General features: G+C 65.6%; 24 protein-coding genes. 7 read left to right on the top strand and 17 right to left on the bottom strand.

The genetic code is table 11. The features are described 5' to 3' along the window. Positions 1-2: 2 nt before the first annotated feature. Complete coding sequence (urtC, locus tag LRC39_RS06670) at positions 3-1,154, bottom strand: urea ABC transporter permease subunit UrtC (protein WP_107354585.1); 1,152 nt, start codon at positions 1,152-1,154, stop codon at positions 3-5. A 14-nt stretch (positions 1,155-1,168) separates the two neighbouring features. Beyond that, complete coding sequence (gene urtB / locus LRC39_RS06665; protein WP_107343399.1) at positions 1,169-2,095, bottom strand: urea ABC transporter permease subunit UrtB; 927 nt, start codon at positions 2,093-2,095, stop codon at positions 1,169-1,171. Positions 2,096-2,114: 19 nt separating this feature from the next. On the opposite strand from urtB, the gene LRC39_RS06660 reads away from it, so the two are divergent. After that, entirely contained in the window at positions 2,115-2,276 is a 162-nt protein-coding gene (locus LRC39_RS06660; RefSeq protein ID WP_346296729.1) for a hypothetical protein, read from the top strand. On the opposite strand, the gene urtA is transcribed toward LRC39_RS06660, so the two are convergent. Further along, positions 2,267-3,529: an urea ABC transporter substrate-binding protein gene (gene urtA, locus LRC39_RS06655; RefSeq protein ID WP_011156814.1), complete on the bottom strand. Its 1,263-nt coding sequence runs from the start codon at positions 3,527-3,529 to the stop codon at positions 2,267-2,269. The two genes, LRC39_RS06660 and urtA, sit on opposite strands and share 10 nt — an antisense overlap. 256 nt (positions 3,530-3,785) lie before the next feature. On the opposite strand from urtA, the gene LRC39_RS06650 reads away from it, so the two are divergent. Further along, a complete protein-coding gene (locus LRC39_RS06650) occupies positions 3,786-7,154 on the top strand; it encodes a hybrid sensor histidine kinase/response regulator (protein ID WP_164634341.1) in 3,369 nt (1,122 codons plus the stop codon). Next, on the top strand, positions 7,144-8,070 hold the full coding sequence (locus tag LRC39_RS06645) for a response regulator transcription factor (RefSeq protein ID WP_107354584.1): 927 nt from the start codon (positions 7,144-7,146) through the stop codon (positions 8,068-8,070). Before LRC39_RS06650 ends, LRC39_RS06645 begins: the two co-directional genes overlap by 11 nt. Here LRC39_RS06645 and LRC39_RS06640 read toward each other — a convergent pair. The 6 genes from LRC39_RS06640 to LRC39_RS06615 are packed head-to-tail and all read right to left on the bottom strand — an operon-like array spanning position 8,067 to position 12,126. Further along, the gene (locus tag LRC39_RS06640; protein ID WP_346296728.1) at positions 8,067-9,020 is read right to left on the bottom strand and encodes a YihY/virulence factor BrkB family protein; all 954 of its coding nucleotides are present in this window, start codon (positions 9,018-9,020) and stop codon (positions 8,067-8,069) included. The two genes, LRC39_RS06645 and LRC39_RS06640, sit on opposite strands and share 4 nt — an antisense overlap. A gap of 41 nt (positions 9,021-9,061) precedes the next feature. Further along, on the bottom strand, positions 9,062-9,220 hold the full coding sequence (locus LRC39_RS06635) for a hypothetical protein (RefSeq protein ID WP_159059317.1): 159 nt from the start codon (positions 9,218-9,220) through the stop codon (positions 9,062-9,064). A gap of 5 nt (positions 9,221-9,225) precedes the next feature. Beyond that, positions 9,226-9,939 (bottom strand): hypothetical protein, encoded by a 714-nt coding sequence (locus LRC39_RS06630; RefSeq protein ID WP_346296727.1) that lies wholly within the window; start codon positions 9,937-9,939, stop codon positions 9,226-9,228. Beyond that, on the bottom strand, positions 9,936-10,331 hold the full coding sequence (locus LRC39_RS06625) for a phage holin family protein (protein ID WP_346296726.1): 396 nt from the start codon (positions 10,329-10,331) through the stop codon (positions 9,936-9,938). Before LRC39_RS06625 ends, LRC39_RS06630 begins: the two co-directional genes overlap by 4 nt. Then, positions 10,315-10,923 carry a hypothetical protein gene (locus tag LRC39_RS06620; protein ID WP_107343394.1) on the bottom strand — a complete coding sequence of 203 codons (609 nt, stop codon included), beginning with the start codon at positions 10,921-10,923 and terminating at the stop codon, positions 10,315-10,317. The genes LRC39_RS06625 and LRC39_RS06620 overlap by 17 nt, the downstream gene beginning before the upstream one ends. Positions 10,924-10,938: 15 nt before the next feature. Then, on the bottom strand, positions 10,939-12,126 hold the full coding sequence (locus LRC39_RS06615) for a hypothetical protein (protein ID WP_346296725.1): 1,188 nt from the start codon (positions 12,124-12,126) through the stop codon (positions 10,939-10,941). Between the two features lie 325 nt (positions 12,127-12,451). Here LRC39_RS06615 and LRC39_RS06610 point away from each other — a divergent pair, with 325 nt between their 5' ends. Further along, positions 12,452-13,960: an AMP-binding protein gene (locus LRC39_RS06610; protein WP_346296724.1), complete on the top strand. Its 1,509-nt coding sequence runs from the start codon at positions 12,452-12,454 to the stop codon at positions 13,958-13,960. A gap of 19 nt (positions 13,961-13,979) precedes the next feature. On the opposite strand, the gene LRC39_RS06605 is transcribed toward LRC39_RS06610, so the two are convergent. Genes LRC39_RS06605 through exbB form a run of 3 tightly spaced genes read right to left on the bottom strand, consistent with a single transcriptional unit; the run spans position 13,980 to position 16,091 of the window. After that, positions 13,980-14,852 (bottom strand): energy transducer TonB family protein, encoded by an 873-nt coding sequence (locus tag LRC39_RS06605; RefSeq protein WP_346296723.1) that lies wholly within the window; start codon positions 14,850-14,852, stop codon positions 13,980-13,982. Next, positions 14,849-15,286, bottom strand: a complete 438-nt coding sequence (exbD, locus tag LRC39_RS06600; protein WP_107354577.1) for a TonB system transport protein ExbD — start codon at positions 15,284-15,286, stop codon at positions 14,849-14,851. Before exbD ends, LRC39_RS06605 begins: the two co-directional genes overlap by 4 nt. Before the next feature lie 4 nt (positions 15,287-15,290). Then, the gene (gene exbB, locus LRC39_RS06595) at positions 15,291-16,091 is read right to left on the bottom strand and encodes a tonB-system energizer ExbB (protein WP_346296722.1); all 801 of its coding nucleotides are present in this window, start codon (positions 16,089-16,091) and stop codon (positions 15,291-15,293) included. Positions 16,092-16,413: 322 nt separating this feature from the next. On the opposite strand from exbB, the gene LRC39_RS06590 reads away from it, so the two are divergent. Genes LRC39_RS06590 through LRC39_RS06580 form a run of 3 tightly spaced genes read left to right on the top strand, consistent with a single transcriptional unit; the run spans position 16,414 to position 19,617 of the window. Continuing rightward, on the top strand, positions 16,414-17,262 hold the full coding sequence (locus LRC39_RS06590; RefSeq protein ID WP_346296721.1) for an enoyl-CoA hydratase: 849 nt from the start codon (positions 16,414-16,416) through the stop codon (positions 17,260-17,262). 3 nt (positions 17,263-17,265) lie between these two features. After that, positions 17,266-18,402: an acyl-CoA dehydrogenase family protein gene (locus LRC39_RS06585; protein WP_346296720.1), complete on the top strand. Its 1,137-nt coding sequence runs from the start codon at positions 17,266-17,268 to the stop codon at positions 18,400-18,402. An 18-nt stretch (positions 18,403-18,420) separates the two neighbouring features. Then, entirely contained in the window at positions 18,421-19,617 is a 1,197-nt protein-coding gene (locus tag LRC39_RS06580) for an acyl-CoA dehydrogenase family protein (protein WP_346296719.1), read from the top strand. Between the two features lie 179 nt (positions 19,618-19,796). On the opposite strand, the gene LRC39_RS06575 is transcribed toward LRC39_RS06580, so the two are convergent. Genes LRC39_RS06575 through LRC39_RS06555 form a run of 5 tightly spaced genes read right to left on the bottom strand, consistent with a single transcriptional unit; the run spans position 19,797 to position 25,378 of the window. Next, complete coding sequence (locus LRC39_RS06575; RefSeq protein WP_107354573.1) at positions 19,797-21,002, bottom strand: ABC transporter substrate-binding protein; 1,206 nt, start codon at positions 21,000-21,002, stop codon at positions 19,797-19,799. 37 nt (positions 21,003-21,039) lie between these two features. Continuing rightward, positions 21,040-22,737 carry an AMP-binding protein gene (locus LRC39_RS06570; protein WP_346296718.1) on the bottom strand — a complete coding sequence of 566 codons (1,698 nt, stop codon included), beginning with the start codon at positions 22,735-22,737 and terminating at the stop codon, positions 21,040-21,042. Further along, positions 22,721-23,470 carry an ABC transporter ATP-binding protein gene (locus LRC39_RS06565; protein ID WP_346296717.1) on the bottom strand — a complete coding sequence of 250 codons (750 nt, stop codon included), beginning with the start codon at positions 23,468-23,470 and terminating at the stop codon, positions 22,721-22,723. The genes LRC39_RS06570 and LRC39_RS06565 overlap by 17 nt, the downstream gene beginning before the upstream one ends. 4 nt (positions 23,471-23,474) lie before the next feature. Continuing rightward, positions 23,475-24,236 carry an ABC transporter ATP-binding protein gene (locus LRC39_RS06560; RefSeq protein WP_264054568.1) on the bottom strand — a complete coding sequence of 254 codons (762 nt, stop codon included), beginning with the start codon at positions 24,234-24,236 and terminating at the stop codon, positions 23,475-23,477. Beyond that, a complete protein-coding gene (locus LRC39_RS06555; RefSeq protein WP_346296716.1) occupies positions 24,233-25,378 on the bottom strand; it encodes a branched-chain amino acid ABC transporter permease in 1,146 nt (381 codons plus the stop codon). Before LRC39_RS06555 ends, LRC39_RS06560 begins: the two co-directional genes overlap by 4 nt. Position 25,379: the final 1 nt, after the last annotated feature.

Raw genomic sequence — 25,379 nt, 5'->3', positions numbered from 1 at the left:
CCTCATTCCGCCGGGGCGCCGTCGGCCACCCGGCCGAACGACTTGCCGCCGGTAGGATCCGAACCGGGCTTTCGCTTGGAGATCAGCTTGCCGAACAGCGGCTGGACGTAATCGCGCCAGATGCCGGCAAGACCATTCGGGAAGATCAGCACCACCGTGATGAACAAGGCGCCGAGACCGAACAGCCAGAGCTGCGGGAAGGATTCCGAGAGCGAGGTCTTGGCGAAGTTGACCACCAGCGTTCCGTAGATCGCGCCGAAGATTGACAGCCGCCCGCCGACGGCGGTGTAGATCACCATCTCGATCGACGGCACGATGCCGACGAACGACGGCGACATGAAACCGACGTTGAGGGTGAACATCGCGCCGCCGACCGCCGCGAACATCGCCGCGAGGCAGAACGCGAAGATCTTGAAGTTGGCGACGCTGTAGCCCGAGAACCGAACCCGGTCCTCCTTCTCCCGCATCGCCACCAGGATGCGGCCGAGCTTGGAGTGGCGCACGAACAGCGCCAGCAGGATCGCGCCGAATAGGAACGCCACTTCGACGAAGTACAGCACCACCTTGGCGTGATCCGGACGGATGTCCCAGCCCTTCAGCGTCCGCAGGTCGGTGATGCCGTTGATGCCGCCGGTGTAGCCCTGCTGGCCGATGATCAGGATGGTCATGATCGCGGCGATCGCCTGGGTGATGATGGCGAAATACACGCCGCCGACCCGGCGCTTGAACATCGCCGCGCCGATCAGGAAGGCGAACACCGCCGGCACCACCAGGATGGCAATCACCGTGATGGTGAGGCTATGGAACGGCTGCCAGAACCAAGGCAGATGCGTGATCTGGTTCCAGTCCATGAAGTCCGGGATGCCCGGGGTCGACTGGATCTTGGTGTTCTCGACGCTGGAAGCTTCCAGCTTGAGATACATCGCCATGCAGTAGCCGCCGAGGCCGAAGAACACGCCCTGGCCGAGGCTGAGAATGCCGCCGAAGCCCCAGCACAGCACCAAGCCGATCGCCACAAAGGCGTAGGTCAGATACTTGGCGACCAGGTTGAGGCGGAAGACGTCCAGCGACAGCGGCAGGATCACCACCAGGAGCACGGCGAGGACGGCGAGACCGAGCAGATCGGCACGACTGAGAAAGCGCGGGCTTTCCATGACGGAGGCTCCTGTTACTTGCGGACCTTGAGGGCGAACAGACCTTGCGGCCGCACCATCAGGATCGCGACGATGGCGAGCAGCGTCAGCACCTTGGCCATCGAGCCGGACATGAAGAACTCCATGGTCGACTGCGCCTGGGAGATGCTGAAGGCCGAAGCGATGGTGCCGAACAGACTGGCGGCGCCGCCAAACACCACGACCAGGAAGGTGTCGACGATGTAGAGCTGGCCCGAGGTCGGCCCGGTCGAACCGATCATGGTGAAGGCACTGCCCGCGATGCCGGCGATGCCGCAGCCGAGGCCAAAGGTGAAGCGGTCGACCCGCTCGGTGTTGATGCCGACGGCGCCGGCCATCACGCGGTTCTGCACCACGGCGCGAACCTGGCGGCCCCAGCGCGACCAGAACAGCACATAGAAAACCGCGACGGTGATCAGCGCGGTCAGCGCCATCACGAACATGCCGTTGATCGGAATCTCGATTGAATCGGTGACCTGCTTGGAGCCGAGCATCCACTGCGGAAGCTCGACGCCGACCTCGCGCGCGCCGAAGATCGACCGGTAGGCCTGCTGCAGGATCAGCGACAGGCCCCAGGTCGCCAGCAGGGTGTCGAGCGGACGCTTGTAGAGATGGCGGATCAGCGCCCACTCCACCAGCATGCCGAGCGAGCCCGAGGCGATGAACGCCAGGATCATCGCGATGAAGAAGTATCCGGAGAACAGCGACGGCAAGTAGGCTTGGAAGAAGTTCGACGTCATCCAGGTGACGTAGGCGCCCAGGATCATGAACTCGCCGTGGGCCATGTTGATGACGCCCATCTGGCCGAAGATGATCGCGAGGCCAAGGGCCATCAGCACGTAGACGGAAAACAGAATGAGCCCCGCGAAGCCCTGCATCGCGAAGATCGCGCCGAGATCGCCAATCGAATATTCGCCGAACATGAGGCTGCCCCTGGATGGAATGGATCTGAACTCGGTGGTGGTCGGTGGCGCCCTCCCCGCTCTCGGCGTCATCGCCGGGCTCGACCCGGCGATCCATCTTCTGCGAGGGAAGATGGATGCGCGGGTCGAGCCCGCGCATGACGCGGAGTGCGTGGGAGCGCTCGCCGACGCTTACTGGTAGCCCTTCGGGAACGGATCGGGCTCGACCAGGTCGGCGGTTTCGTAGATCAGCTCGTACTGACCGTCCGCCTTGGCGCGACCGACGCGGGTCTTCGACCACAGATGGTGGTTTTCGTGGATCCGGACGTAACCTTCCGGCGCGCCCTTGAACTCGACACCCGGCGAGGCCGCGGCAACCTTGTCGATGTCGAACGAGCCAGCCTTCTCCACCGTCAACTTCCACAGCCACGGGCCGAGATAGGCAGCCTGGGTGACGTCTCCGATCACCGTCTTCGGACCCCACATCTTGTGGAATTCCTCGACGAACTTCTTGTTGTTCGGATTGTCGAGCGACTGGAAGTACTTCATGCAGGCGTAGGCGCCAGCGATGTTTTCGCCGCCGATGCCGTCGATTTCGTCCTCGGTCACCGAGATCGTCAGCAGCGTCTGCTTCGACAGATCGATGCCGGCCGCCTTGAGCTGCTTGTAGAACGCGACGTTCGAACCGCCGACGATGATCGCGTAGATCACGTCCGGCTTGGTCAGCTTGATCTTGTTGATCACCGAGTTGAACTGAGTGTGGCCGAGCGGGAAGTACTCTTCGCCGACGACCTTGCAGCCCTGCAGATGGTTCTCGATGTGCTTGCGGGCGATCTTGTTCGAGGTACGCGGCCAGATGTAGTCGGAGCCGAGCAGGTAGAAGCTCTTGGCCCCCTTGGTCTTGTTCACCCAATCGAGGCCGGCGATGATCTGCTGGGTGGCTTCCTGGCCGGTGTAGATGACGTTCTTGGACTGCTCCAGGCCTTCATAGAAGGTCGGGTAGTACAGCATGCCGTTGTACTGCTCGAACACCGGCAGCACCGCCTTGCGCGAGGCCGAGGTCCAGCAGCCCATCACCGCGGCGCACTTGTCGTTGACCAGGAGCTTCTTGGCCTTTTCGGCGAAGGTCGGCCAGTCGGAGGCGCCGTCTTCCTGGATGTACTTAATCTTGCGGCCGAGCACGCCGCCCGCGGCGTTGATCTGTTCGATCGCCAGCTTCTCGGCCTGCACCGAGCCGGTCTCGGAGATCGCCATGGTGCCGGTCACCGAATGCAGGATGCCGACCGTGACCTCAGTATCCGTCACCGCGAGTCCGGTCGTATTGACCGCAGAAGTTGCAGGCGCCTGCGCGAACGACGTCCGCGGCAACATCGTGAGGGCGGGAATCGCCGCCATCCCCATCAACAGTTTACGCCGGAGCGGCGAATTCAGGCCCGTCTTGTTTTCGTCTGACATTAACTACCCCTTCGTGGTTCGTGGGACGCGAGTGCAGTCGGGGAAACGATCGACGAATTCGGCGGCTGGACCGATACGCAAGATCACGTATGTTGCATCGCAAGATCGCGACGTAGGTTTTTCAGGCGGCGGGATCTTCGGTCCCAGTGCCGTAACAACGAGCGTGAGGCCGACAAATTACGCGCGCCGTGACGGCAAAACCGGCAACGTCGCCGGCGGATCGGCGCTAGTGTCGAGCAAACATGAGGAGAAGCGCGTGGCGGGGCGGCAGCGCATAGATCGCGTTCGGCGCCAGTACAATCAGTGGGTCGCCAACCAGACCCTCGAAGACTACGCGCTTCGCTTTACGGCCAAGAGTTCACGCCGTTGGTCGGCAGCCCGCGTCGCCAACACCGCGCTCGGCGCGATTTCGTTCCTGGCCCTGGAAGCCATCGGCGGCACCATCACGCTGAACTACGGCGTCACCAACGCCACCGCGGCGATCCTGGTGGTCAGCGTGATCATCTTCTGCTGCGGCTTGCCGATCGCGTACCACGCGGCCAAAGGCGGCGTCGATATCGACCTGCTGACGCGCGGCGCCGGCTTCGGCTACATCGGCTCGACGGTCACGTCGCTTATCTATGCCTCGTTCACCTTCCTGTTCTTCGCGATCGAGGCGGTGATCCTCGCCAACGCGTTGGAACTGTGCTTCGGCCTGCCGCTGCCGATCGGCTACTTCTTCAGCGCGGTGGTGATCATCCCGGTGGTGACCTATGGCATCACGCTGATCAGCCGGTTCCAGCTTTGGACCCAGCCGTTCTGGATTCTGCTGCACATCCTCCCGTTCGTCGCGATCGCAGTGAAGAGCCCGGAGTCGTTCGCCGCCTGGACACGCTTTGCCGGCGAGCAAGGCAGCCCGGATGGCAAGCTCGATCTGCTGCTGTTCGGCACCGCAGCCTCGGTGGTGTTCGCGCTGGTGGCGCAGATCGGCGAACAGGTGGACTTCCTGCGCTTCCTGCCCCGCGATCGCCGGGCCTCGCGGGGCGCTTGGTGGGTGGCGATGATCAGCGCTGGCCCGGGTTGGATCGTGCCCGGCGCGCTGAAGCTGCTGGCCGGATCGTTCCTGGCCTATTTCGCGCTCAGCCGCGGCGCGCCGCCGGATCAGGCGGCCGAGCCGGCGCACATGTATCTCGAGGCGTTCCGCACCGTGCTGGAGCAACCCGGCCTGGTGCTGGCGCTGACCGGCGCGTTCGTGATCCTGTCGCAGATCAAGATCAACGTCACCAACGCCTATGCGGGCTCGATCGCCTGGTCGAACTTCTTCTCGCGGTTGACCCACAGCCATCCCGGCCGCGTCGTCTGGCTGGTGTTCAACGTGCTGGTGGCGCTGCTCTTGATGGAGATCGGCGTCTATAAGGCTCTGGAGCACACGCTCGCGCTCTACTCCAACGTCGCGATCGCCTGGGTCGGCGCCCTGGTGTCCGATCTGGTCGTTAACCGGCCGCTCGGGCTGCGGCCGAAGCACATGGAGTTCAAGCGCGCGCACCTCTACGACATCAATCCGGTCGGCGTCGGCTCGATGACGATCGCGACCGTGGTGTCGATCAGCGCGTTCTATGGCGTGTTCGGCCCGACCGCGAAGGCGCTGGCGCCGTTCGTGGCGCTGGTGGTTGCGTTCGTCACCGCGCCGATGATCGCCTTCGTCACCGGCGGCCGGTTCTACATCGCGCGCAAGCCGAAGCGGGCTTGGCAGGGCGTCGAGTCGATCAAGTGCTGTATCTGCGAGCACTCGTTCGAAGCGGAGGATATGGCGTCCTGCCCGGCCTATGCGGGGCCGATCTGCTCGCTGTGCTGCTCGCTCGATGCCCGCTGCCATGACCTGTGCAAGCCGCACGCGCGGATCGACGCCCAGTTCACCGATGCGCTCGGCAAGATGCTGCCGCAGCGGGCTTACGCGCTGCTGAACTCGCAGGTCGGACACTATCTGACCGTGTTCGCGGTCTCGATCGGGTTGATCGGGCTGTCGCTGTTCCTGATCTATCTACAGGTCGCGACCGCCAACGAAACGCAGCAGATCGAGCTCGCCGAGATTCTGTGGAAGCTGTTCTTCGCGCTCACCATCATCGTCGGCGTGGTGAGCTGGCTGTTCGTGCTGGCGCGGCTGAGCCGACAGGCGGCCGAGGCCGAGACGCGGCGACAAACCCAGCTGCTGATGCAGGAGATCGACGCTCACCGCCAGACCGACGCCGAGCTGCAGCGCGCCAAGGAAGCGGCCGAGTCCGCCAACCTCGCCAAGAGCCGCTACGTCGTCGGCCTCAGCCACGAGCTGCGGTCGCCGCTCAACGCCATCAGCGGCTACGCGCAGCTCTTGGAGCAGGACAACACCCTGCCGCCGCGGCCGCGGGACCAGATCCGGCTGATGCGGCGCAGCGCCGATCATCTGTCCGGGCTGATCGACGGCCTGCTGGATATTTCCAAGATCGAGGCCGGACGGCTGTATCTGTCGCGCGACGAGGTGCGGTTCGGCGAATTCCTGGATCAACTCGTCGGCATGTTCCGGCTGCAGGCCGCCGCCAAGGACATCGAGTTCGTGTTCAAGCGGCCGCAATATCTGCCGCCGATGGTCTATGCCGACGAGAAGCGGCTACGTCAGGTGCTGATCAACCTGCTATCGAATGCCATCAAGTTTACCCAGGAAGGTAGCGTCCACTTCATCGTGCACTATCGCAACCCGGTGGCCGAACTCGAAGTGCGCGACACCGGCCCAGGCATTCATGCGGATGATCTGGAGCGCATCTTCGCGCCGTTCGAGCGCGGCGCGCTCGGTGCCGCGCAGCCACACACCGGCACCGGCCTCGGCCTCACCATCAGCAAGCTGCTCGCCGGCGTGATGGGCGGCGACCTTACTGTCACCTCGACGCCTGGCAAAGGATCGACCTTCCGGGTCAAGCTGCTGCTGTCCGAGGTCACCAATCCGACCCGCACCCGCTCGATCCGCGCCCCGGTGCTTGGCTATCACGGCGCCCGCAAAACCATCCTGGTGACCGACGACGATCCGGCGCAGCGCGGCCTACTGCAGGACACGCTGGCGCCGCTCGGCTTCATCGTGCTGGTGGCGACCGACGGTTATTCCTGTATCGACCTCGCCGAGCACTGCCAGCCCGACCTTTTCCTGCTCGACATCTCGATGCCCGGGATGGACGGCTGGACCGTGGCCGAAACGCTGCGAACCCACGGCCATCATAACGCGCGCATTCTGATGCTGTCCGCGAGTGCGCTGGAGGCGCACGGCACGCTGCTGTCGCAGCCGTTTCACGACGCCTATCTCATGAAGCCGGTCGACATTCCGCGACTACTCGAACTGATCGGCCAGTTGCTCAAGATCGACTGGATCTACAAGGGCGAGGCGAGCGCCGCGGCACAGAATGCCACCGAGATTCAACATCCGCCGATGCAGCACGTCGAGGAATTGATCGAGCTCGGCAAGATCGGCTACATCCGCGGAATCGAATCCAAGCTCGATCAGATCCACACCGATTATCCCGAGACTTGGGCGTTCGTGTCGCAGATGCGAACGATGGTGGAGCAGTTCGACCTCGATTCTTACATGAAGACGCTCAACACGCTGTATCGCCATGAACAATGATTTGAAAAAGCGCGATATCGCTCTGGTTGTCGATGACTCTCCCGAGACGCTGCGGATGCTGACCGACGCGCTCGACGGCGCCGGCATGACCGTGATGGTCGCGCTCGACGGCGCCGCGGCGATGCGGATCGTCGAACAGATTACGCCGGACATCATTCTGCTCGACGCGGTGATGCCCGGCATGGACGGCTTCGAGACCTGCCGAAGGCTGAAGCGCAGTCCCGGTCTGTCCGACGTGCCGGTGATCTTCATGACCGGACTGTCGGAGTCCGAGCACATCGTGCGCGGCCTGGAAGCCGGCGGCGTCGATTACGTCACCAAGCCGATCGCGATCGTCGAGATGCTGGCGCGAATCCGCGTGCATCTGAACAACGCCCGCGTCAGCCAGAGCGCGCGCGCAGCACTGGATGTTTCAGGACGTTTCCTGCTCGCGGTCGATCGGCTCGGCAAGGTGCTGTGGGCGACGCCGCAGGCCCAGAAACTGCTCGCCGCCGACGGCGCGCCGGAGGACGGCCTGCGGCTCGATCTGCCGAAGCCGTGGCTCGAATGGCTGGAGCAGGTGCACACCGGACTCGCCCAGCCGAAGATGCCGATGAAATCCTCGATGCTGCGCAACGACGAGCTGCGGCTGCAATATATGGGCAAGCTCGGCCCCAACGAATTCCTGCTGCGGCTGGGCCGAGACACTGCGACCGAAGCGCCGGCGCAGTTCTCCGCCGAATTCGGCCTCACCAGCCGGGAAAGCGAAGTGCTGGCATGGCTGAGCAAGGGCAAGACCAACCGCGACATCGCGCAGATCCTGGGGCTCAGTCCGCGCACCGTCGACAAGCACCTCGAGCAGATCTATGCCAAGCTCGGCGTCGAAAATCGCACCGCGGCGGCGGCGATCGCCACCAATGCGAGCCGGCGAGACTAACTGCTTAGCTCGGTGCGTCCGAGCCGGCCGGCGCGGGCTTCGATCTCGGCATTGAGTTCACCGCCGGCCAGCACCACGATCGCGGTCATCCACATCCAGATCATCAGGCCGATCGCGGCGCCGAGTGAGCCATAGGTCGCGTTGTAGTCGGCGAAATTGGCCAAGTAGTAGGACAGCGCAGCCGAGCCGGCGAGCCAGCTCAGCGTCGCGACTGCGCTGCCGGGCACCACCCAGCGCCACGGCGGCGCCGCGCGGTCAGCCGCGGTGCGATACAAAAGGCCGAGGCCACCGAAGGTCAACGCCGCCAGCACCGGCCAGCGCCCGACATCGACCACCACCGCAACCAGGCTGCCGAGCCCGATCCGCGCCAGCACGATCGGCGCCGCGATCACGAGGCCAATGGCGGCCAGCACCGCGCCAAGCGCGCCGAGCGTGAACAGCAGCGAGAACCCATTGAGCTTGAAGAAGCCGCGCTGCTCGTCGACGTCGTACACTGCATTCAGCGCGTCGATGATCGCCTTGACGCCGCCATTGGCGCTCCATAGCGCCAGCGACAGGCTGACCAGAAAGGCGAATCCGAGCTTGGTCTGGCCGTTCGCCAGCACCCGACCGACCTGATCCTCGATCACCGAGTAGGTGCCGGTGGGGACGACTGCGGCGAGCTGCGCGAGGTGGCCGCGGATCGTCCCCCCGTCGGTGAACAGCGCGTAGGACGACACGAGAGCTGTGATGGCGGGAAAAAGCGCAAGCAGCCAGTAGAACACCACTCCGGCGGCGACCAACGGCAGCCGGTCATCGCCGATCCGCCGGTAAGTGCCGAGCGCGATCGGCTTCCACTCGGCGCGCAGCACCTGCCATGGGGAGGTGAAGTCAGGACGCGGCTCTGCCGGGGCGCTCCTAGGAGTCGCGCGCCATCGTCGGCGCACAGCGAGGCTCGGCTCCGCGTTCATGTCGGATGCTTCAGGATGAGACTTGGATTGATAGACTAGGATTAGTGCGTATTGGACTCTTGCCAACGCTCCAGATCCGGCTTGTCGGGCGGGTTTTGGTCATCGACTTGCGAGCTTTGCCCCGGCTTTTTCCAAGGCTCGCGCGTGCCGCTCTTCATTGCGTCGCCGGGGCGATCGTCAGGCGCTTTGTCGTCGGCCATCGCCATCACTCCAGCCGGACGTTGTCTTCAGCTGCTTCGGCGACGCGCTTGGCCTTCTCGCCGACCTCGCGAACCGCTGCCATCGCGGCTTCCGGCGTCAGCCCCTGGCGGCGGGCTTCCTCAGCGGCAGCGCCGGCGACATCACGCGCCATCTCGCTGGCTCGTGCAGCCTGCTGCCGCGCGTAGTCGCGCGCCTGCGCCATCACTTCATCGCTGGTGTCGCCGAACAGTTCGCGCTCGGTCTCAGTCGCCGGCAGCGACGCGGCGATGCCAGCGCCGATCGCAACGCCGATTGCGCCAAGCAACAGCGGCTGTTCGTTGAACAGGTCGCCGAGTGTGCTCTTGGCGCTGTCGAAAAGACCGGCGCCGGTCTCAGGAATCGCACGTCCAAACTCGGCCGCCCGATCGAGCGCCTCGGCCCCGCGTTCCCGCGCCATCCGTGCCGTCTCGCTGGCGACACTCGCTGCACTGTCGCGCACATCCGAGAGTTTCTCCCCGACGTCGGCAAAGCGTTCGCCGACGCGGCCCATTGCGTCCGACGCGACGTCAGGCACGCGGTCGAGCCCGCTGCGCCGCACGATCCGCTCGGCGCTGGCCTTGGCCCGATCGCCGGTGAACAGCCACAGCAGCCCCATGCCGATCAGTGCGGTCGAGACGGGGTTGCGGCGCATCGCATCGCCAAGATCGCCGATCAAAGGCAAGCCATCCTTCTTAGTCATCGGATCATCTCCCCGGCCGCTTCCTTGTCGCGTTGCATTTGTTCGATGGTCATTTCAGGTTTCAACGTTTCGGGCGACAACCGGTTGGCGCCGAAGCCGATCAGCGCCGCCGCGATGCCGGTGGTGCAGCCGCCGACGATCAGATACGCGACCGAGCTGGAAAAACCGTGCTCGACCAGCGCCGCGGCAGCGGCCATCAGCAGCACCACCAACCCCGGAATCAAGATCACGGCGCCGGCGCCGATCATGGCGGCGGCGCGGCCGACTTGGCCAAGCTTGTCGGACATTTCCGCCCGTGCCAGCTCGAACTCGTTGCTGATCAGCTTGGCGAACTGCGTGAAAGCGTCGCCGAACAGGTCCGGAATCGAACGGTTGTTATTCGGCGCGGTCATCATCGAAGCTCCGGTTGGGCTCGGCATCGACGACGCGGCTGTCACGTCCGCCGCTCGAGCTCTTCAGGAAGCGGACCGCGCCGAAGCCGGCAAGCACCGCCAGACCGAGAAACACAGTCGGCTGCCGGCGGGCAAAATCCTGCACCCCATGGATCAGGTCAGATAAATCGCCGCGCTGCACGGTGTCGGAGATGTCTTCGACCTTGGAGGCTGCCTTGCGCATGTACACGCCGGCGATCGGCAGATCGTTGTCGAACTCGCGCGAGGCGCGGCGGATGGCATCCGCGATATTGGCGACATAGTCGGCGCCGGCCTGCTTCTCCTCGTATGCGCGACGCTTGAGCGATTCGCCGGCTTCGGCTGCGAAGTCCCGCGCGGTCTCGGCGAACTCCTCGGCCTTAGCGCGAGCGGCTTCCGCGGACTCGCTGGCGAGGCCGACGATCCGCTCCTTCAGATCCCGCTCCGGCTCGCCGCCGCTTCCCATTTCTCCGGCCATGTCCTGCGGATCCTTCTTTGCTGATTTCGGCGGCTGCTGGCGACCGCCATTGGCATTGCCAGTCGAGCCAGGAGTCTTGACGATCTGCTCAGCCATGTCCGATGTCTCCGATCAATGTTTGTTCTGCGAGGGCGACGGCGCTTCGAATGATGCAGCGGCCGCCTCGGCAACCTTGCGAACGCGCTGGCCGAGATCGCGAACATTCTCGGTGATGTCCTCGCCGGTCAATCCTTGCTGTTCGGCTTCCCGCGCGGTGCCTTCATAGGCGGCCCGGCCCTTCTCCATACCGCGCGTCATCGCATCCTTGGCGCGCTCGCCAACCTGCCGACCGACACGCTTGCCGCCGGCGCGGACACGCGGGAATGCGCTGGCGATGAGCCCGCCGATCAGCAGCCCGGCGCCAGCCACCAGCAGCGGATGGTCTGTCAGCGTCTGCTTTGCGGTCTTGGTCGCCCGGTTGCTGAAATCAGTCGCCTGGTCGCGCAGCCGCGCCGCCGCATCCATGCCGGCGTCGCGGGTGTCGTGCAGAGTCTCGCGCATCTTTGTTGCCGCATCGCCGGCGCGCTCGCGGACCTGCTCGGCAGCATCGCGCACAGTATCGGCAACGACACTGGCGAGCCCAGCGCCGCGTGCGGCGAGCTGATCAGCCTCCCCAGCAAATGCCTCACCGGCGGCGGTGGCGCGGCGGCGCAGATCGTCGCCGCTATGCGCGACGCTGCGGCTGAGGTCATCGCCCTTGAGCTTGAGATCGGCAGCCGTCGCGGTGGCAGCCTGGCGGAATTGTTCGGCCCGGGTGGTCACCACATCGCTCGCCGCATCGATCGCACCGGCAGCGTATTCGCGCGCCGCAACGGCAGTGTCCGCGGCATCGGCGGAGAATTGGCGGGCGCGGCGCTCGAGGTCACCAGCAAGATCGCGCGCCTTGTCGGATGCGCGCTGCGTCAGCTCGGTGCCGGAACGGGTCCCGGCGAGATACAGTCCGGCGCCGATCATCAGCACCGGCGCCGGGATCGCACGCGCCACCTTCCACAACGGATAGGCCAGCGTAGCGCCGACCGCGACCGCCTGCACCGGATTGTTGCGGATCGAGTCGCGAACGTTGTCGGCGATCTCTTCGCCGCGCGACTTGATGTAACTGCCGACCTCGGCCTTGATGGCCGCGGGCGAATACTTCTCGCGCACCTCATTAGCGGTGTCCGCGACGCTGGCGCGCAGCTGGCCCACGGTCTCGGTCAGGCCGGCCCGGGCGCGCTCGGTGTCGCGGCGAATCTCTTCCAGGCTGCGTGTGTCGTTGGCCATGAGATGCCTCCAATCCTTGTCTCGCGTCCCCAACTCGGGCGGGTCGGCTATGTTCCTTGCCGTCAATCCATTCATACAAATGGGGATTCGGGAACAACAGCGGAAGCGGCCCGGCACCTGCAAGTCCGAGATTCAGCGGTCGGCCGCCGCCCGATGCGGTGTTTAGCGGTAGCGAGGTCGGGGTAAGGTGGAGGACGCGCGATCATGCTTTCCGCCACCTGACGATGTTCGCTACAAAGCGAGGCGCGAACGGCCGGCGAACCGGCGGCGCAGCAATCCGGACCCGCCGCACACCTTTGGCCGCGGGGCGCATAGGGGGGACACGATGGCGCTTCACGACTTCACGCTGGCCGACGTCTATCGCCGCAACGCGGCGCTGTTTCCGGAGCGCACGGCCTTCGTCGTCGACGGCGTCCGCCTCAGCCACCGCGACTATCTGGCGCGGGCCGAGCGGCTGGCCAGCGGGCTGCTGCGCGACGGCGTGCAGCCCGGCGACCGCGTGGCGATCTTGTCACAGAACTGCATCGAGATGGTCGAACTGATCGGCGCGGTGGCGCTGATCGGCGCGATCCTGCTGCCAGTGAACTATCGATTGAATGCCGACGAGATCGCGTTCGTGCTCGGCGACGGCGCGCCCAGCGTGGTGGTGGCCGGCACCGATTATCGCGACATCGTTGCCGGGGTGCTGCCGTCGCTCGGCGGCGTCAAGAAGGCCTACGCGATCGGCGACGCCGGCGGGCCGTTCACGTCGTTCAAGGATCTCGCCTCGGACGCGCCGCTCAATGCGCCGGAGTTCGGTGCCGCCGACGGCTTCGTCATCATCCACACCGCTGCGGTCGGCGGCCGGCCGCGCGGCGCGTTGATCTCGCAAGGCAATCTCCTGATCGCGCAAAGCTCGTTGGTCGACGCCTGGCGACTGAGCGAAGCCGACGTCAATCTCGGCATGCTGCCGCTGTTTCATGTCACCGGGCTCGGCCTGATGCTGACGCTGCAACAGGCCGGCGGCGCGAGCGTGATCGCGGCGAAATTCGACCCCGCGCAGGCGGCGCGCGACATCGAAGCTCACAAGGTGACGGTGATGGCCGAGTTCGCCCCGATGCTCGGCAACATTCTCGATCAGGCGCAGCCGGGGCAACTCGCCAGCCTGCGCGCGGTGACCGGACTCGACACGCCGGAGACCATCGAACGGTTCGAAGCCACATGCCCCAACGCGACGTTCTGGGCCACGTTCGGCCAGTCCGAAACCTCGGGCCTGTCAACGTTCGCGCCGTATCGCGACCGGCCGAAATCCGCCGGGCGGCCGCTGTTCTGGCGCACCGTCGCAGTGGTCGACGCCGAGGACCGGCCGCTGCCGCCGGGCGAAGTCGGCGAGATCGTGCTCCGTGGCCCGACGGTGTTCAAAGGCTATTGGAATAACGCGGCCGCCACCCAGCACGCGTTCCGCAACGGCTGGCATCACACCGGCGACATGGGCCGGTTCGATGCCGACGGTTACTTGTTCTACGCCGGCCGCGCTCCCGAGAAGGAGCTGATCAAGACCGGTGGCGAGAACGTCTATCCGGCCGAGGTCGAAGGCGCGCTGAAGCAGCATCCGGCGATCGCCGAGGCGGTTGTGATCGGCGTGCCCGATCCGCAATGGAGCGAAGCCATCAAGGCGGTGTGTGTCTGCAAGCCGGGCGAGAGCATCGCCGCCGATGCCCTCGCCGAATTCGTCGCCTCGCTGATCGCGCGCTACAAGAAGCCCAAGCACGTGGTTTTCGTCGAAGCGCTGCCGAAGGATGCCAAGGGGGCCGTCGATCGGGTCGCGGTGAAGGCGGCGCACGGGCAAGCGTGACGCCGGCCGGCGCGCTCACTCACTGCAGCGAAAATCGCACCGGAACGGTGAAGCTCAGCGACGACTGGGTGATCTCGCTCGGAAACGGCGGCAGCGGCTGGGCGCGGCGGATCATCGCCATGGTTTCGGCATCGAGCGCCGAAAAGCCCGAGGTGCGGGCGAGCCGGCTGCCGAGCACCTGTCCGCCGCGGCCGACGGTGAACGACAGCATCGCCGTGCCCTGCTCGCGCGCCGCTCGCGACGCGGTCGGATATTGCTTGTAACGGGCGAGATGCGCAGCCAGCCGATCGCGATACGACGGCAGTGCCGCGGCGGCAGCAGCCTGCCCGGCGTTCGCCGCGGCAGCGAGCGCCGCCTGACGCTCGGCCTTCGGCGCCGCAGTGGTGCGCGGCGCCGGCGGATGCGCATGCGGCTTGGCCTTGGCCTCGTCGCGCTTGGTATCATCGCGCTTCGCCGGTTCGCGTCTGACCTCCTCGCGCTTTGGCTTGGCGTCGTCGCGCCGGGCAGGTTCGACCGCAGCGGGCGGCTGCGGCAGCACGACCTCAGATTGCGGCAACACCGGCGCGGGGGGCTCAGGCTGCTGCGCCGCGAACTGCTGCGGCGCTTCGGGTGCCGGTGCCGGCGGCGGCTGTTTGGCCTCGTCCTGTGGCTTCGGCGCTTCCTGCATCTCGGGTCCCGGCGCGAGATCCTGGGGCTGCAGCGTGGGCGCCGCGGAGCTCGGCGCCATGTCGACCAGGATCGCCGGCATCACCACGCCAGGCGACGGCGACTGCTGATACCAGGCAACCGCTGCGGCGATCAGACCGAAATGTGCCACGACGATCGCGGTCGCCGACAGCAGCCATTGGCTGCGGCCGCGGCCGGGCGTCTCGTGCAGCACGTAGTCGTTCATGGCTGATCCCGGCCGTCCAGTCCGACCAGCGCGACCTTGAGATAGCCGGCGTCGCGCAGCAGGTTCATCACCGCCATCAGCTCGCCGTAAGCCACCGCCTTGTCGGCGCGCACAAAGATCCGCTCGTCCTTGTTGCCGCCCGTCGCGCTCTGCAGCGCGGAGGAGAGCGCGTCACGCGCCACGATCGTCTCCCCGACCGCGAGCGTCAGATCCGGCTGCACCGACAGATACACCGGCTTGTCCGGGCGCGGCTGCGGCGCTGCGGTCGAGGCCGGTAGATCGACGCCGATATCGACGGTGGCGAGCGGTGCGGCGACCATGAAGATGATCAGCAGCACCAGCATCACATCGATGAACGGCGTGACGTTGATCTCGTGCGCGATCTCGAGGTCGTCCTCCGCCGCGAGTCGTCGTCCGCCGAGCCGCACGCCCATCGCCTCACCCTGCCCGCATCTGCCGCGCCGAGCGACCGCGATCACGGCTGACCAGCAGCAGCACCTGCGCCGAGGCGTCGCCGAGCAGCGCCCGATACGCCGCAATGGCCCGGACGAGGTAGTTGTAGATCACCACCGCCGGCACTGCGGCGACAAGGCCGAGCGCGGTGGCAAGCAGCGCCTCGGCAATGCCCGGCGCGACCACCGCCAGATTGGTGGTGTGCGCTTCGGAAATGCCGATGAAGGCATTCATGATACCCCACACCGTGCCGAACAGGCCGACGAACGGCGCCACCGCGCCGATGGTAGCAAGAATGCCGGTGCCGCCGGCGATCTTGCGCGCCATCGCCGCCTCGACGCGCTCGAGCCGCAGCGCGACGCGCTCCTTGAAGTCGGCATCGAAGGTCCAGCCCGACAGGCTGCCTTCGCGCGCGGCGGTCTGAATCAGTTGCGAGACCGCGTCATGCGCGCCCTCGCTGCTGCGGCCGAGTTCGGCCAGAGTCGTATCGGTTTCGAGTTTGGCAAGGCCGTCGCGGGCGCGTGCGGTTTCGCGTCGCAGCTCGACGGTCTTCGACAGCCACACCGTCCAGGTCGCCAGCGACGCCAGCGCGAGGCCGGCCATCACCACCTTCACCACGATGTCGGCGTTTTTGAACATGCCCCACGGTGACAGGTCGTGCGGCAGACTGGCGATGTCGGCGGCGGCGTGCGCGGCGCTGCCGAGCAGCAGCGCGGCCGCGGCACCCAGCGCGCCGGCACGGACGAGATTGCGGATCATCGGCGGGACGCGAAACGGCGGCATCATCCACTTTCGACAGGCAAAGACGTTCGGCGCAGGGCCGCGAGCTATCGCATGGATCGCCGGCTGCCCGAAATCAATTCTGGCCCCTCCGCTCCCGTGCCCGACGGCCATCGCATAATCGCGGCGGACGCGGTTTGTTCTGGCTCAAAGCGGCTGTCTTCGGAACTTCCGGCGCACACCGACGGTCGTCACGACAGCGCTCCGCGGCACGGAATTCCTCGGCAGATGCGGCAGAGAAGCCGTTTGCAGTCGCGCGCGCGACCTGCCACACTCGACGGAACACAACCGGCGCCATAAGCCGAGACAACAAGAAACGGGAGGAAGGATGAGCTCCTACGAGACGATCCTGGTCGAGAGACCGGATCCGGCGGTCGCACGAATCGTGATGAACCGTCCCGACGCGCGCAACGCGCAGAATCTGCAGATGACCTACGACCTCAACGCCGCGTTCGACGACGCGGTGCAGGACGACACCGTCAAGGTGATCATCCTGGCGGGCGCAGGTCCGCACTTCTCCGCCGGCCACGATCTGCGCGCCACCACCAAGAACGAAGCCGGTATCGACTTTCCGCCGGTCGGCGCCTGGGGCGGCTTTCGCGAGCCTGGCGCGCACGGACGGATGGCGCGCGAGCAGGAGATCTATCTGCAGATCACCCGGCGCTGGCGTAATCTCGCCAAGCCGATGATCGCCGAGGTGCACGGCAAGTGCATCGCCGGCGGGCTGATGCTGGCCTGGGCCTGCGACCTGATCGTCGCATCGGACAATGCGGAGTTCTGCGATCCGGTGGTGACGATGGGCGTGTGCGGCGTCGAATGGTTCGTGCATCCCTGGGAGCTCGGCCCGCGTAAGGCCAAGGAGCTCTTGTTCACCGCCGATAGCTGGAGCGCGCAAGAGGCGCATCAGCTCGGCATGGTCAATCACGTCGTGCCCGCCGCCGAACTATCCGTCTTCACCATGGCGCTTGCGAAGCGCATCGCCGCCAAGCCGAGCTTTGCGCTCAAGATGACCAAGGAAGCGGTCAACCGCTCGGTGGATATCCAGGGGCAGCCGGCCGCGATCGATCAGGCGTTCGCGCTGCATCAGCTTTGTCACGCTCACAATCTGCAGGAGTTTGGAATGATCGTCGATCCGTCGGGACTGCATCCGTCGGTGCGTAAACAGGTGAAGGTGTAAGCGATGGATCTCACGCCGAGTGACGAACAGCGGTTGCTGCGCGAAAGCGCCGACCGCTTCATCGCCGAGACCTACACGCCCAAGCTGCGCGAACAGAACGCCAAAGAGCCGTATGGCTTCAGCGAAGCGATCTGGAAGCAGTTCGCCGATCTCGGCTGGCTGGCGCTGCCGCTACCGGAAGCCCATGGCGGCATCGGCGGCGGCGCAATCGAAGTCGGCATCCTGATGGAAGCGTTCGGACGCGGCCTGGTCAGCGAGCCGTATCTGTCGACCGTGGTGCTCGGCGCCGGCCTCGTCGCCGAACACGGCCGCGACGAGCAGAAGGCGGCGCTGCTGCCGAAGGTCGCGGACGGCACGCTGCGGCTCGCCTTCGCGCATGCCGAACGCGCGGCGCGTGCGGATCTGTCGCGTGTCGATACCACGGCCCGCAAGGACGGCAACGCTTACGTGCTCGACGGCGCCAAGGTCGCGGTGCTGGACGGCGCATCGGCCGATCAGCTGATCGTTTCGGCGCGGCTGGCCAACAACGGCAGCGGCTCGCTGCGGCTGTTCCTGGTGCCGCGTGATGCGGCGGGGCTGACGCTCGCGGACTATCCGCGGCTCGGCGGCGGTCGCGCCTGCAATATCACGCTGCAAAGCGTGCGGGTGCCGGCCGATGCCATGCTCGGAGGCAATGTCGACGCCTATCCGGCGGTCGAGGCGGTGGTCGATCGCGCCCTTGCCGCGATGTCAGCCGAAGCGGTCGGCATGATGCAGACGCTGACCGACAAGACGCTCGACTATACCAAGGTTCGCAAGCAGTTCGGCCGTCCGCTCGCCGCCAATCAGGTGGTGCGGCATCGTCTCACCGACATGTCGGTGCAGGTCGATGAAGCCCGTTCGATGGCGCTGCGTGCCGCGCTGAAGGCCGAGGCGGACGCTGCCGACCGCGGCCGCGCCTGTTCCGGCGCCAAGGCCAAGATCGGCAAAGGTGCGCGCTTCGTCGCCGAGCAGTCGGTGCAGCTTCACGGCGGCATGGGCGTCACCGAGGAGCTCGACGTCGGCGCCTATTTCAAGCGCCTCTTGGCATTCGAGACGCTGTTCGGCGGCAGTACCCACCATTATCGCCGCCACGCCGCGCTCAGCGGCCGGCCGGTCTAACGCAAGCGAGGCATCGACATGGACATGACCTTCGGCGACGCCGAGCTCGCCTTTCAGCAAGAGGTCCGCGACTTCATCGCGGCCAATCTGACGCCCGACATGAAGCGGGCGGAATCACTCAACGCTTCGGTGTTCTCCGAGCCGGAGGCCGGCGTGCCGTGGCAGCGCGCCCTCAACGCCAAGGGCTGGGGCGCACCTGGCTGGCCGGTCGAATATGGCGGCCCCGGCTGGACGCCGGCGCAGCGCTGGATTTTCGAGACCGAATGCGCCCATGCCGGCGTGCCCACGCCGACGCCGATGGGCGTCAAGATGGTCGGGCCGGTGATCATCGGCTTCGGCTCGCCGGAGCAGAAGAACTACTTCCTGCCGCGAATCCTGTCCTGCGAGGATTATTGGTGCCAGGGCTATTCGGAGCCCGGCTCGGGCTCGGACCTGTCGTCGCTGAAGACCCGTGCGGTCCGCGACGGCGACGAGTACATCATCAACGGCACCAAGATCTGGACCACCCACGCGCACAACGCGAACATGATGTTCGCGCTGGTGCGCACCAGCGACGAGCCGCGGCAGCAGGACGGCATCAGCTTCGTGCTGATCGACATGAAGAGCCCCGGCATCACCATCCGGCCGATCCTGACGATCGGCGGCGACCACGAGGTGAACCAGGTGTTCTTCGACGACGTCCGGATTCCAGCGTCGAACCTCGTCGGCGAGGAAGGCAAGGGCTGGACCTACGGCAAGTATCTCTTGGAATTCGAACGCGGCTCGGGCATCGCCTCGGCAAAGCTGCGCAAGGCGCTGCACCGGGCGGCGGCGTTCGCCAAGTCGGAAGCGACCGGCCGGGCGATCGAAGATCCCGACATCGCGATCCGGATGTCGGAGGCCGAGGTCGATATCGACGCGCTGGAAATGACGGAGCTGCGCGTGCTCTCCGCGCTGCAGAACGGCCAGAACCCCGGCGCGGTGTCGTCGATCCTGAAGCTGCGCACCAGCGAGATCTACCAGGCGGTGAGCCGGCTCGCCGTCGACGTGATCGGCAACGACGGCCTCTATGTCGAACCGACCCGTCCGCTGCACCGCCTCAACGCCCCGCCGGCGATTCCAGAAGACGAACTCGCCGTGATGCCGACCCATCTCAACGGCCGCGCCTACACCATCTTCGGCGGCACCTCCGAGATCCAGCGCGACATCATCAGCAAGCTGGTGCTCGGGTTGTAGGGAACCACAACCGTCGTCGTTGCTAGCGAAGCGAAGCAATCCAGAGCTGCGTGCACGACGCTGGATGCTTCGTCGCTTCGCTCTTCGCAATGACGAGGAAAGCGATTGGTATCTGCCAATCCCCAAAGAAAAATGCCCGGCGCGAGCCGGGCATTTGCGTTTGAGGCGATGCGCCGAGATTATTTCTCGGTCTTGTAGGACTGGTTTTTGGCGATCGTCGTCCAGCGGCCGTCCTTGATCTGGCCGATCACCGCCGCCGAGACGCCGAGGTGGTTGTCCTTGGAGAAGCTGATCGGGGCGCCGCCGAAAATGTCATCGAAGGTCTCGCCGGATTCCAGCGCGGTCATCAGCGACTCGGTGGTGAGCGTCTTGCCCGCCTTCTTGGCGAAGTGCGCGAACACCATCACGCCGTTATAGCCGGCGGTCGACTGCTGGTTGGCGTCGATGCCGAACATCTTCTTGTAGTCCTCGATGAACTTCTTGACCTCGCCGGTGGCCGTGTCGGCATAGAAGATCTCGGTCTGGCCGACGCCATAGATGCCTTCGGTGGTTTCCTTGCCGAGTTGCGGAAAATCTGGAACGTAGCTCGGCGATGACACCACAAAGGTCGGCTTCCAGCCGAGCTTCTGCGCCGCCGTGGTGATGCCGACCGACTCGCGCACCACCGATCCGAGCGCCACCATGTCACAACCGTCGGCCTTCATCCGCGCGACCTGGGAATTGAAGTCGGTGGCGCCGCGCTTGAACGACACCATGGTGGCGCTCGGGATGTTCATCGCCTTGAGCTGGTCGGTGTAGGCATCGGTGAAATTCTTACCCATCTCGTCGTCCTGATAGACGATGCAGGGCTTCTTCGGTTTAGTGTTTTCGATGACGTATTTGATGCCGAGCCGCATCGTGTCGTAATACGGGCTGAACATGTTGAACTTCAGCCGGTCTTCAGGCTTCGCGGGGTCCATCTTGAAGGTGAACTCGGCGGCGGTGATCGGAAACAGGTGCAGCAGGCCCGCCGACTGCACCAGCGGCATCGGCGCCAGCGTCGTCGCAGAGCCCATCGCCGATACGATCGCGAACACCTTGTCGAGTTCGATCAGCTTCTGGGTGATCAGCACTGCCTTCTTCGGATCGTAGCCGTCGTCCTCGTTGACGAGGCGGATCTTGCGGCCGTTGATGCCGCCGGCGTCGTTGATCTGCGCGATCGCCAGCTTCATGCCGTTGGTGGCCGGCACGCCCCAGGCCTTCAGCGGCCCGCTGAGATCCATATGGGTGCCGATCACGATCTCGCTGTCCGTGACGCCTTGAGTCTTGAACTGCGCGAGGGCGGGCTGGGCGCCGAGGCCGATCAGCGCCGCAGCGGCGAGCATCGGCAGAGTGCTGGACTTCATGGTTTCGCTCCCTCTTTGTTGTTTCGTTGGTTGATGGCTAATGCGCGCTAGCGGCCGACCGTCGCTCTTCCACGAGGTCGTCATCACCTTTCAAAAGATGCCGCCGCAGCGTTCCCGATGGCGCCAGCTCGGCATCGCCCGGACGCAGCGCCCGCTCGATCAGCGTGAAGCGCTCGATCCGGATCGCGGCGTGGCGGCGATTGACGTCGGCAATCGCCGACCCCACCAGCGCGCGGATTTCGTCGGCCTGGCACAGGCTCTGGAAATGCGTGAACGGAATGCCGCGATCCTGGGCGTAGCGAACCGCGTGGTCGCCATCGAGCAGCACCTTCGCAACCGCGCGGCCGTCGCGGTCGAGATGCACGAAGGCGTCGGCGATATACGGCGAGGCGCTGAGCTCCTGCTCGGCGGCGAACGGTAGCACGCGTTCGCTGCCCCGCTGCAGCACGTCGTCGAGCCGGCCGACGATAGCGTAACGATCCGCGCTCTCACGGCGGGCGATGTCACCGGTGTGCCACCATCCGTCGCGATGTAGGACAGGCGTGGTGTCGCCCGCATAGCCGAGGAACAGTGCGTCGCCGCGCAGCCAGAGTTCGTCATGGTCGCCGAGCTTCCACTCCATCGCGTGATGATCGGCAATCCGCACGGCGCCGCCGGCTTCAGCATGGCCATAGATGTCCGTCAGCGGCCGGCCAAGCGCGGCGAACCAATCGGCAACATCGGGCCGCAGCGCCGCCCCGCTCGATAGGCACAACCGTGCGCGGCCAAGGCCGAGCCGCCGCCGGATCGGTGCGAGCACCAAGGGATCGGTGATCATGCGCAGCGGCGAGCCGTCGCCGCCATGGGCAAACGCGATGCGGCACGCCCAGCGCTGGAACTTCGTCGTTTCGCCGATCGCCAGCAGGATGCCGGCGTGCAGCCTGGCGTATAGCTGCGGCGAGGCCTGCACGATGGTCGGCTGTAGTTCGGCAAGATCGGCCAACGCCGTGTCTGGACTTTCCGGAAAATTGATCACCGTGCCGGCGAGCAGCGAGGCGTAGATGCCGATCACGCGCTCCAGCACGTGGTGTAGCGGCGTCAGCGACAGCCGCTCGTCGCTGGCACGCAATCCGAGCACCTGCTTCGCCCGTTCGGCCTGCGCGATCACCGCATCATGGCCGAGGATCGCGCCGCGAACCGGGCCAGTGCCGCCGGAGGTGTAGATAATCACAGCCTCGCGGCCCGCCGTTCCCGAGGCGCCGTTCCGTCCCGCCGCTTCGAGCGCCGACAGCGGAATCACGCAAGGATCACCGGCGCCGTCGTCCCACTGCTGATGCATCGCGACGATGCGCCGGAGCGAGGGGCAGCGTTCGCGGACGCGGAGCGCTTTGTGCAGTTGGTCGTCGCCGGCGACGAACAACACGCTGGCCTTACAGTCGCCGAGCACGCGCGCGAGATCATCGGCGTCGCCATGCGGATCGAGCCCGGCTGAGACACCGCCGGCCGCGCCGATCGCGAGATCCGCCAGCACCCACTCGTAACAATTGTCGCCGATCACCGCGCCGACCGAACCGGGGCCGACGCCTTGAGCGCACAGGCCGGCGGCGATCGCCTCGATGCGGTCCGCGAACTGGCGGCCGCCGACCGGCTGCCACAGCCCGTAGCGCTTCCAGCGCAGCACCGGGGCATCGCCGTGCTGGCGCAGCGCCGCGATGACGCGGCCCGCCAGCGTGGTCGTGTCAGTGCCGCTTGCCATGTCCGCCCTGTCCGTGGCCGAGATAGAATTCCCGGATCTGATCCGACTGCATCAGGTTGGTGCAGGTGTCGTGCTTCACCACCCGGCCGACCTCGAGCACATAGCCATAGTGTGCGGTCTCCAGCGCCATCCGCGCGTTCTGCTCGACCAGCAGGATCGAGACGCCCTCTTCGGCATTGAGTCGCCGGATGATCGCGAAGATCTCCTTGACCAACAGCGGCGACAGGCCGAGTGACGGTTCGTCGAGCAGCAGGACCTTAGGCCGCGCCATCAGCGCGCGGCTGATCGCCAGCATCTGCTGCTGGCCACCGGAAAGCTGCCCGGCGAGCTGATCCTGGCGCTCGCGCAGCACCGGGAAATAGTTGAACGCCTTCTCGATGTCGGCGGCGACCTCGTGCTGATCGGTGCGGATGTAGGCGCCCATCTTGAGGTTGTCGCGGACGCTGAGGAACGGGAAGATCTCGCGCCCCTCCGGCACGTGGCTGATGCCGAGCCGCACCACCTTGTCCGGCTCCATCGACTGGATCTTGCGGCCTTCGAACTCCACCGTGCCCTTCAGCGGATCGAGCACGCCGGAGATCGTCTTCAGGATGCTTGTCTTGCCGGCGCCGTTGGCGCCGAGCACGGTGACGATCTGGCCGCGCATCAAATCGAGGGTGATGCCGCGGATCGCGGTGATCGGGCCGTAGCAGCTTTCGATATTGGCAAGGCGCAGGATCGGCTGGGCGCTCATGCGATCAGGCTCCCAGATAGGCGGCGACGACGTCGGGATGGTTCTGCACCTCGTCGGAGGTACCGAGCGCCATCATCCGCCCGTAGTTCAGCGCCAGCACGCGGTCGGAGACACGGCTGACCAGCGACATGTCGTGCTCGACCATCAGCACGGTGATGCCGAGCCGGCTGTTGATCTCGAGGATCCACTCCGCCATCGCGTTGGTCTCCTCGACATTTAGGCCCGACGACGGCTCGTCGAGCAGCAGCAGCTTCGGCCCGACGCATAGCGCGCGGGCGACCTCGATCACCTTGCGCACGCCGTAAGGCAGACTGCCGATCGGTGTGTCGCGATAGCGCTGCAGGCGCAGCACGTCCATCACCTCCTCGGCGGCCCGCCGATGCGCGATCTCCTCGTCGCGGACTTTCTTGAGACGCAGGATGTCCTGCCAAGTGGAGGTGGTGGAATGGCGATGGCGGCCGACCAGCAGATTGTCGAGCGTGGAAGCACTCTCGAACAGCTCGATGTTCTGGAAGGTGCGGGCAATGCCGCGGCCGGCGATCTGCTGCGCCGACAGCCGCGTGACGTCCTCGTCGCGGAAGATGATGTGGCCGGCATAGGGCGTGTAGAGCCGACTGATCAGGTTGAACAGCGTGGTCTTGCCGGCGCCGTTAGGCCCGATGATGGTGAACACCTCGCCTTCGGCGATGTCGAACGAGACGTCGTCGACCGCGGTGAGGCCGCCGAACTTGACGGTGAGCTTGTCGACCTTGAAGAACGTGCTCACCGGTTACGCTCCGACTTCAGGAACATCCGCTGGGCTCGCGCGCTTGTCGGCCGATACAGCGGGAACTGCCGGAAGTACGACTTCACCCGCGCCCATCGTCCATCGAGGCCCATCGGCTCAAAGATGATGAACAGGATGATGATCAGACCGAAGATCAGCGACTTCAGCCCTGGCGCGCCGGCGACGCGGACGATTCCGGCCTGGATCGCGTCAGTGAGCTGATCCGACAAGCCAATCCCCTGCATCGCCGCCAGGGTCAGTTGCGGTACCTTGTCCTTCACCACGATCAGGATCGGATCGACCATAATCATGAAGATCGCGCCGAACACCGCGCCGCGCAGGCTGAGCACGCCGCCGATGATGATGATCATCACGAATTCGATCGACATCGACAGGCTGAACATTTCCGGGCTGATGAACGACAGCTTATGCGCGTACAGCACACCGGCGAGCCCGGTGAAGCCGGCCGAGATGGCGAACGCCCGGGTCTTGTAGCGCGCGGTGTCGATGCCCATGCTGCGCGCAGCAGTCTCGCTGTCGCGGATCGCCAGGAAGGCGCGGCCGGTCGGCGAGCGCAGGATGTTGATCGCGGCCAGGATTACCACCACGGTGACGCCGAGGCAGAGATAATAGAAGCCCTGCCCGCCGAGCTTGAGGCCGAACAGCGACGGTGCGCCGAGCATCAGGCCTTCGTTGCCGTTGGTGACGCTCTCCCAGCGGGTGACGATCTCCTCGACGATGAAAGCAAAAGCCAGCGTGGCGATTGCCAGGTAGATGCCGTGCAGCCGTAGCGCCGGCAGCCCCACCAGATAGCCGATTAGCCCGGTGAAACCGCCGGCCAGCACCAGATACACCGGCAGCGGCAAGCCATGCTTTTCGCAGACCGCCGCCGTATAGGCGCCGATCGCCATAAAGGCGGCGTGGCCGATCGAGACCTGCCCAGCCTGCCCCGACAGCACGTTCATGGCGATGCCGACGATGGCGTAGATCAGCACGAACACCAGCTGGCTGAGATAATAGGACTCCAGCACATAAGGCGCGGCGATCAGCGCCGCGACCAGGACGGCGTACCAGAACGCAGCATTCTTCGACGGGAACAGCTGCTCGCTTTGCGCGTAGCTGGTGCGGACATGCGCGCTCATC

This window comes from Rhodopseudomonas sp. P1 (assembly GCF_039642825.1).
Taxonomy (GTDB): domain Bacteria; phylum Pseudomonadota; class Alphaproteobacteria; order Rhizobiales; family Xanthobacteraceae; genus Rhodopseudomonas; species Rhodopseudomonas palustris_H.
Note: the sequence above shows the minus strand (reverse complement) of the source record. Positions and strands in the feature narration are given on the sequence as shown.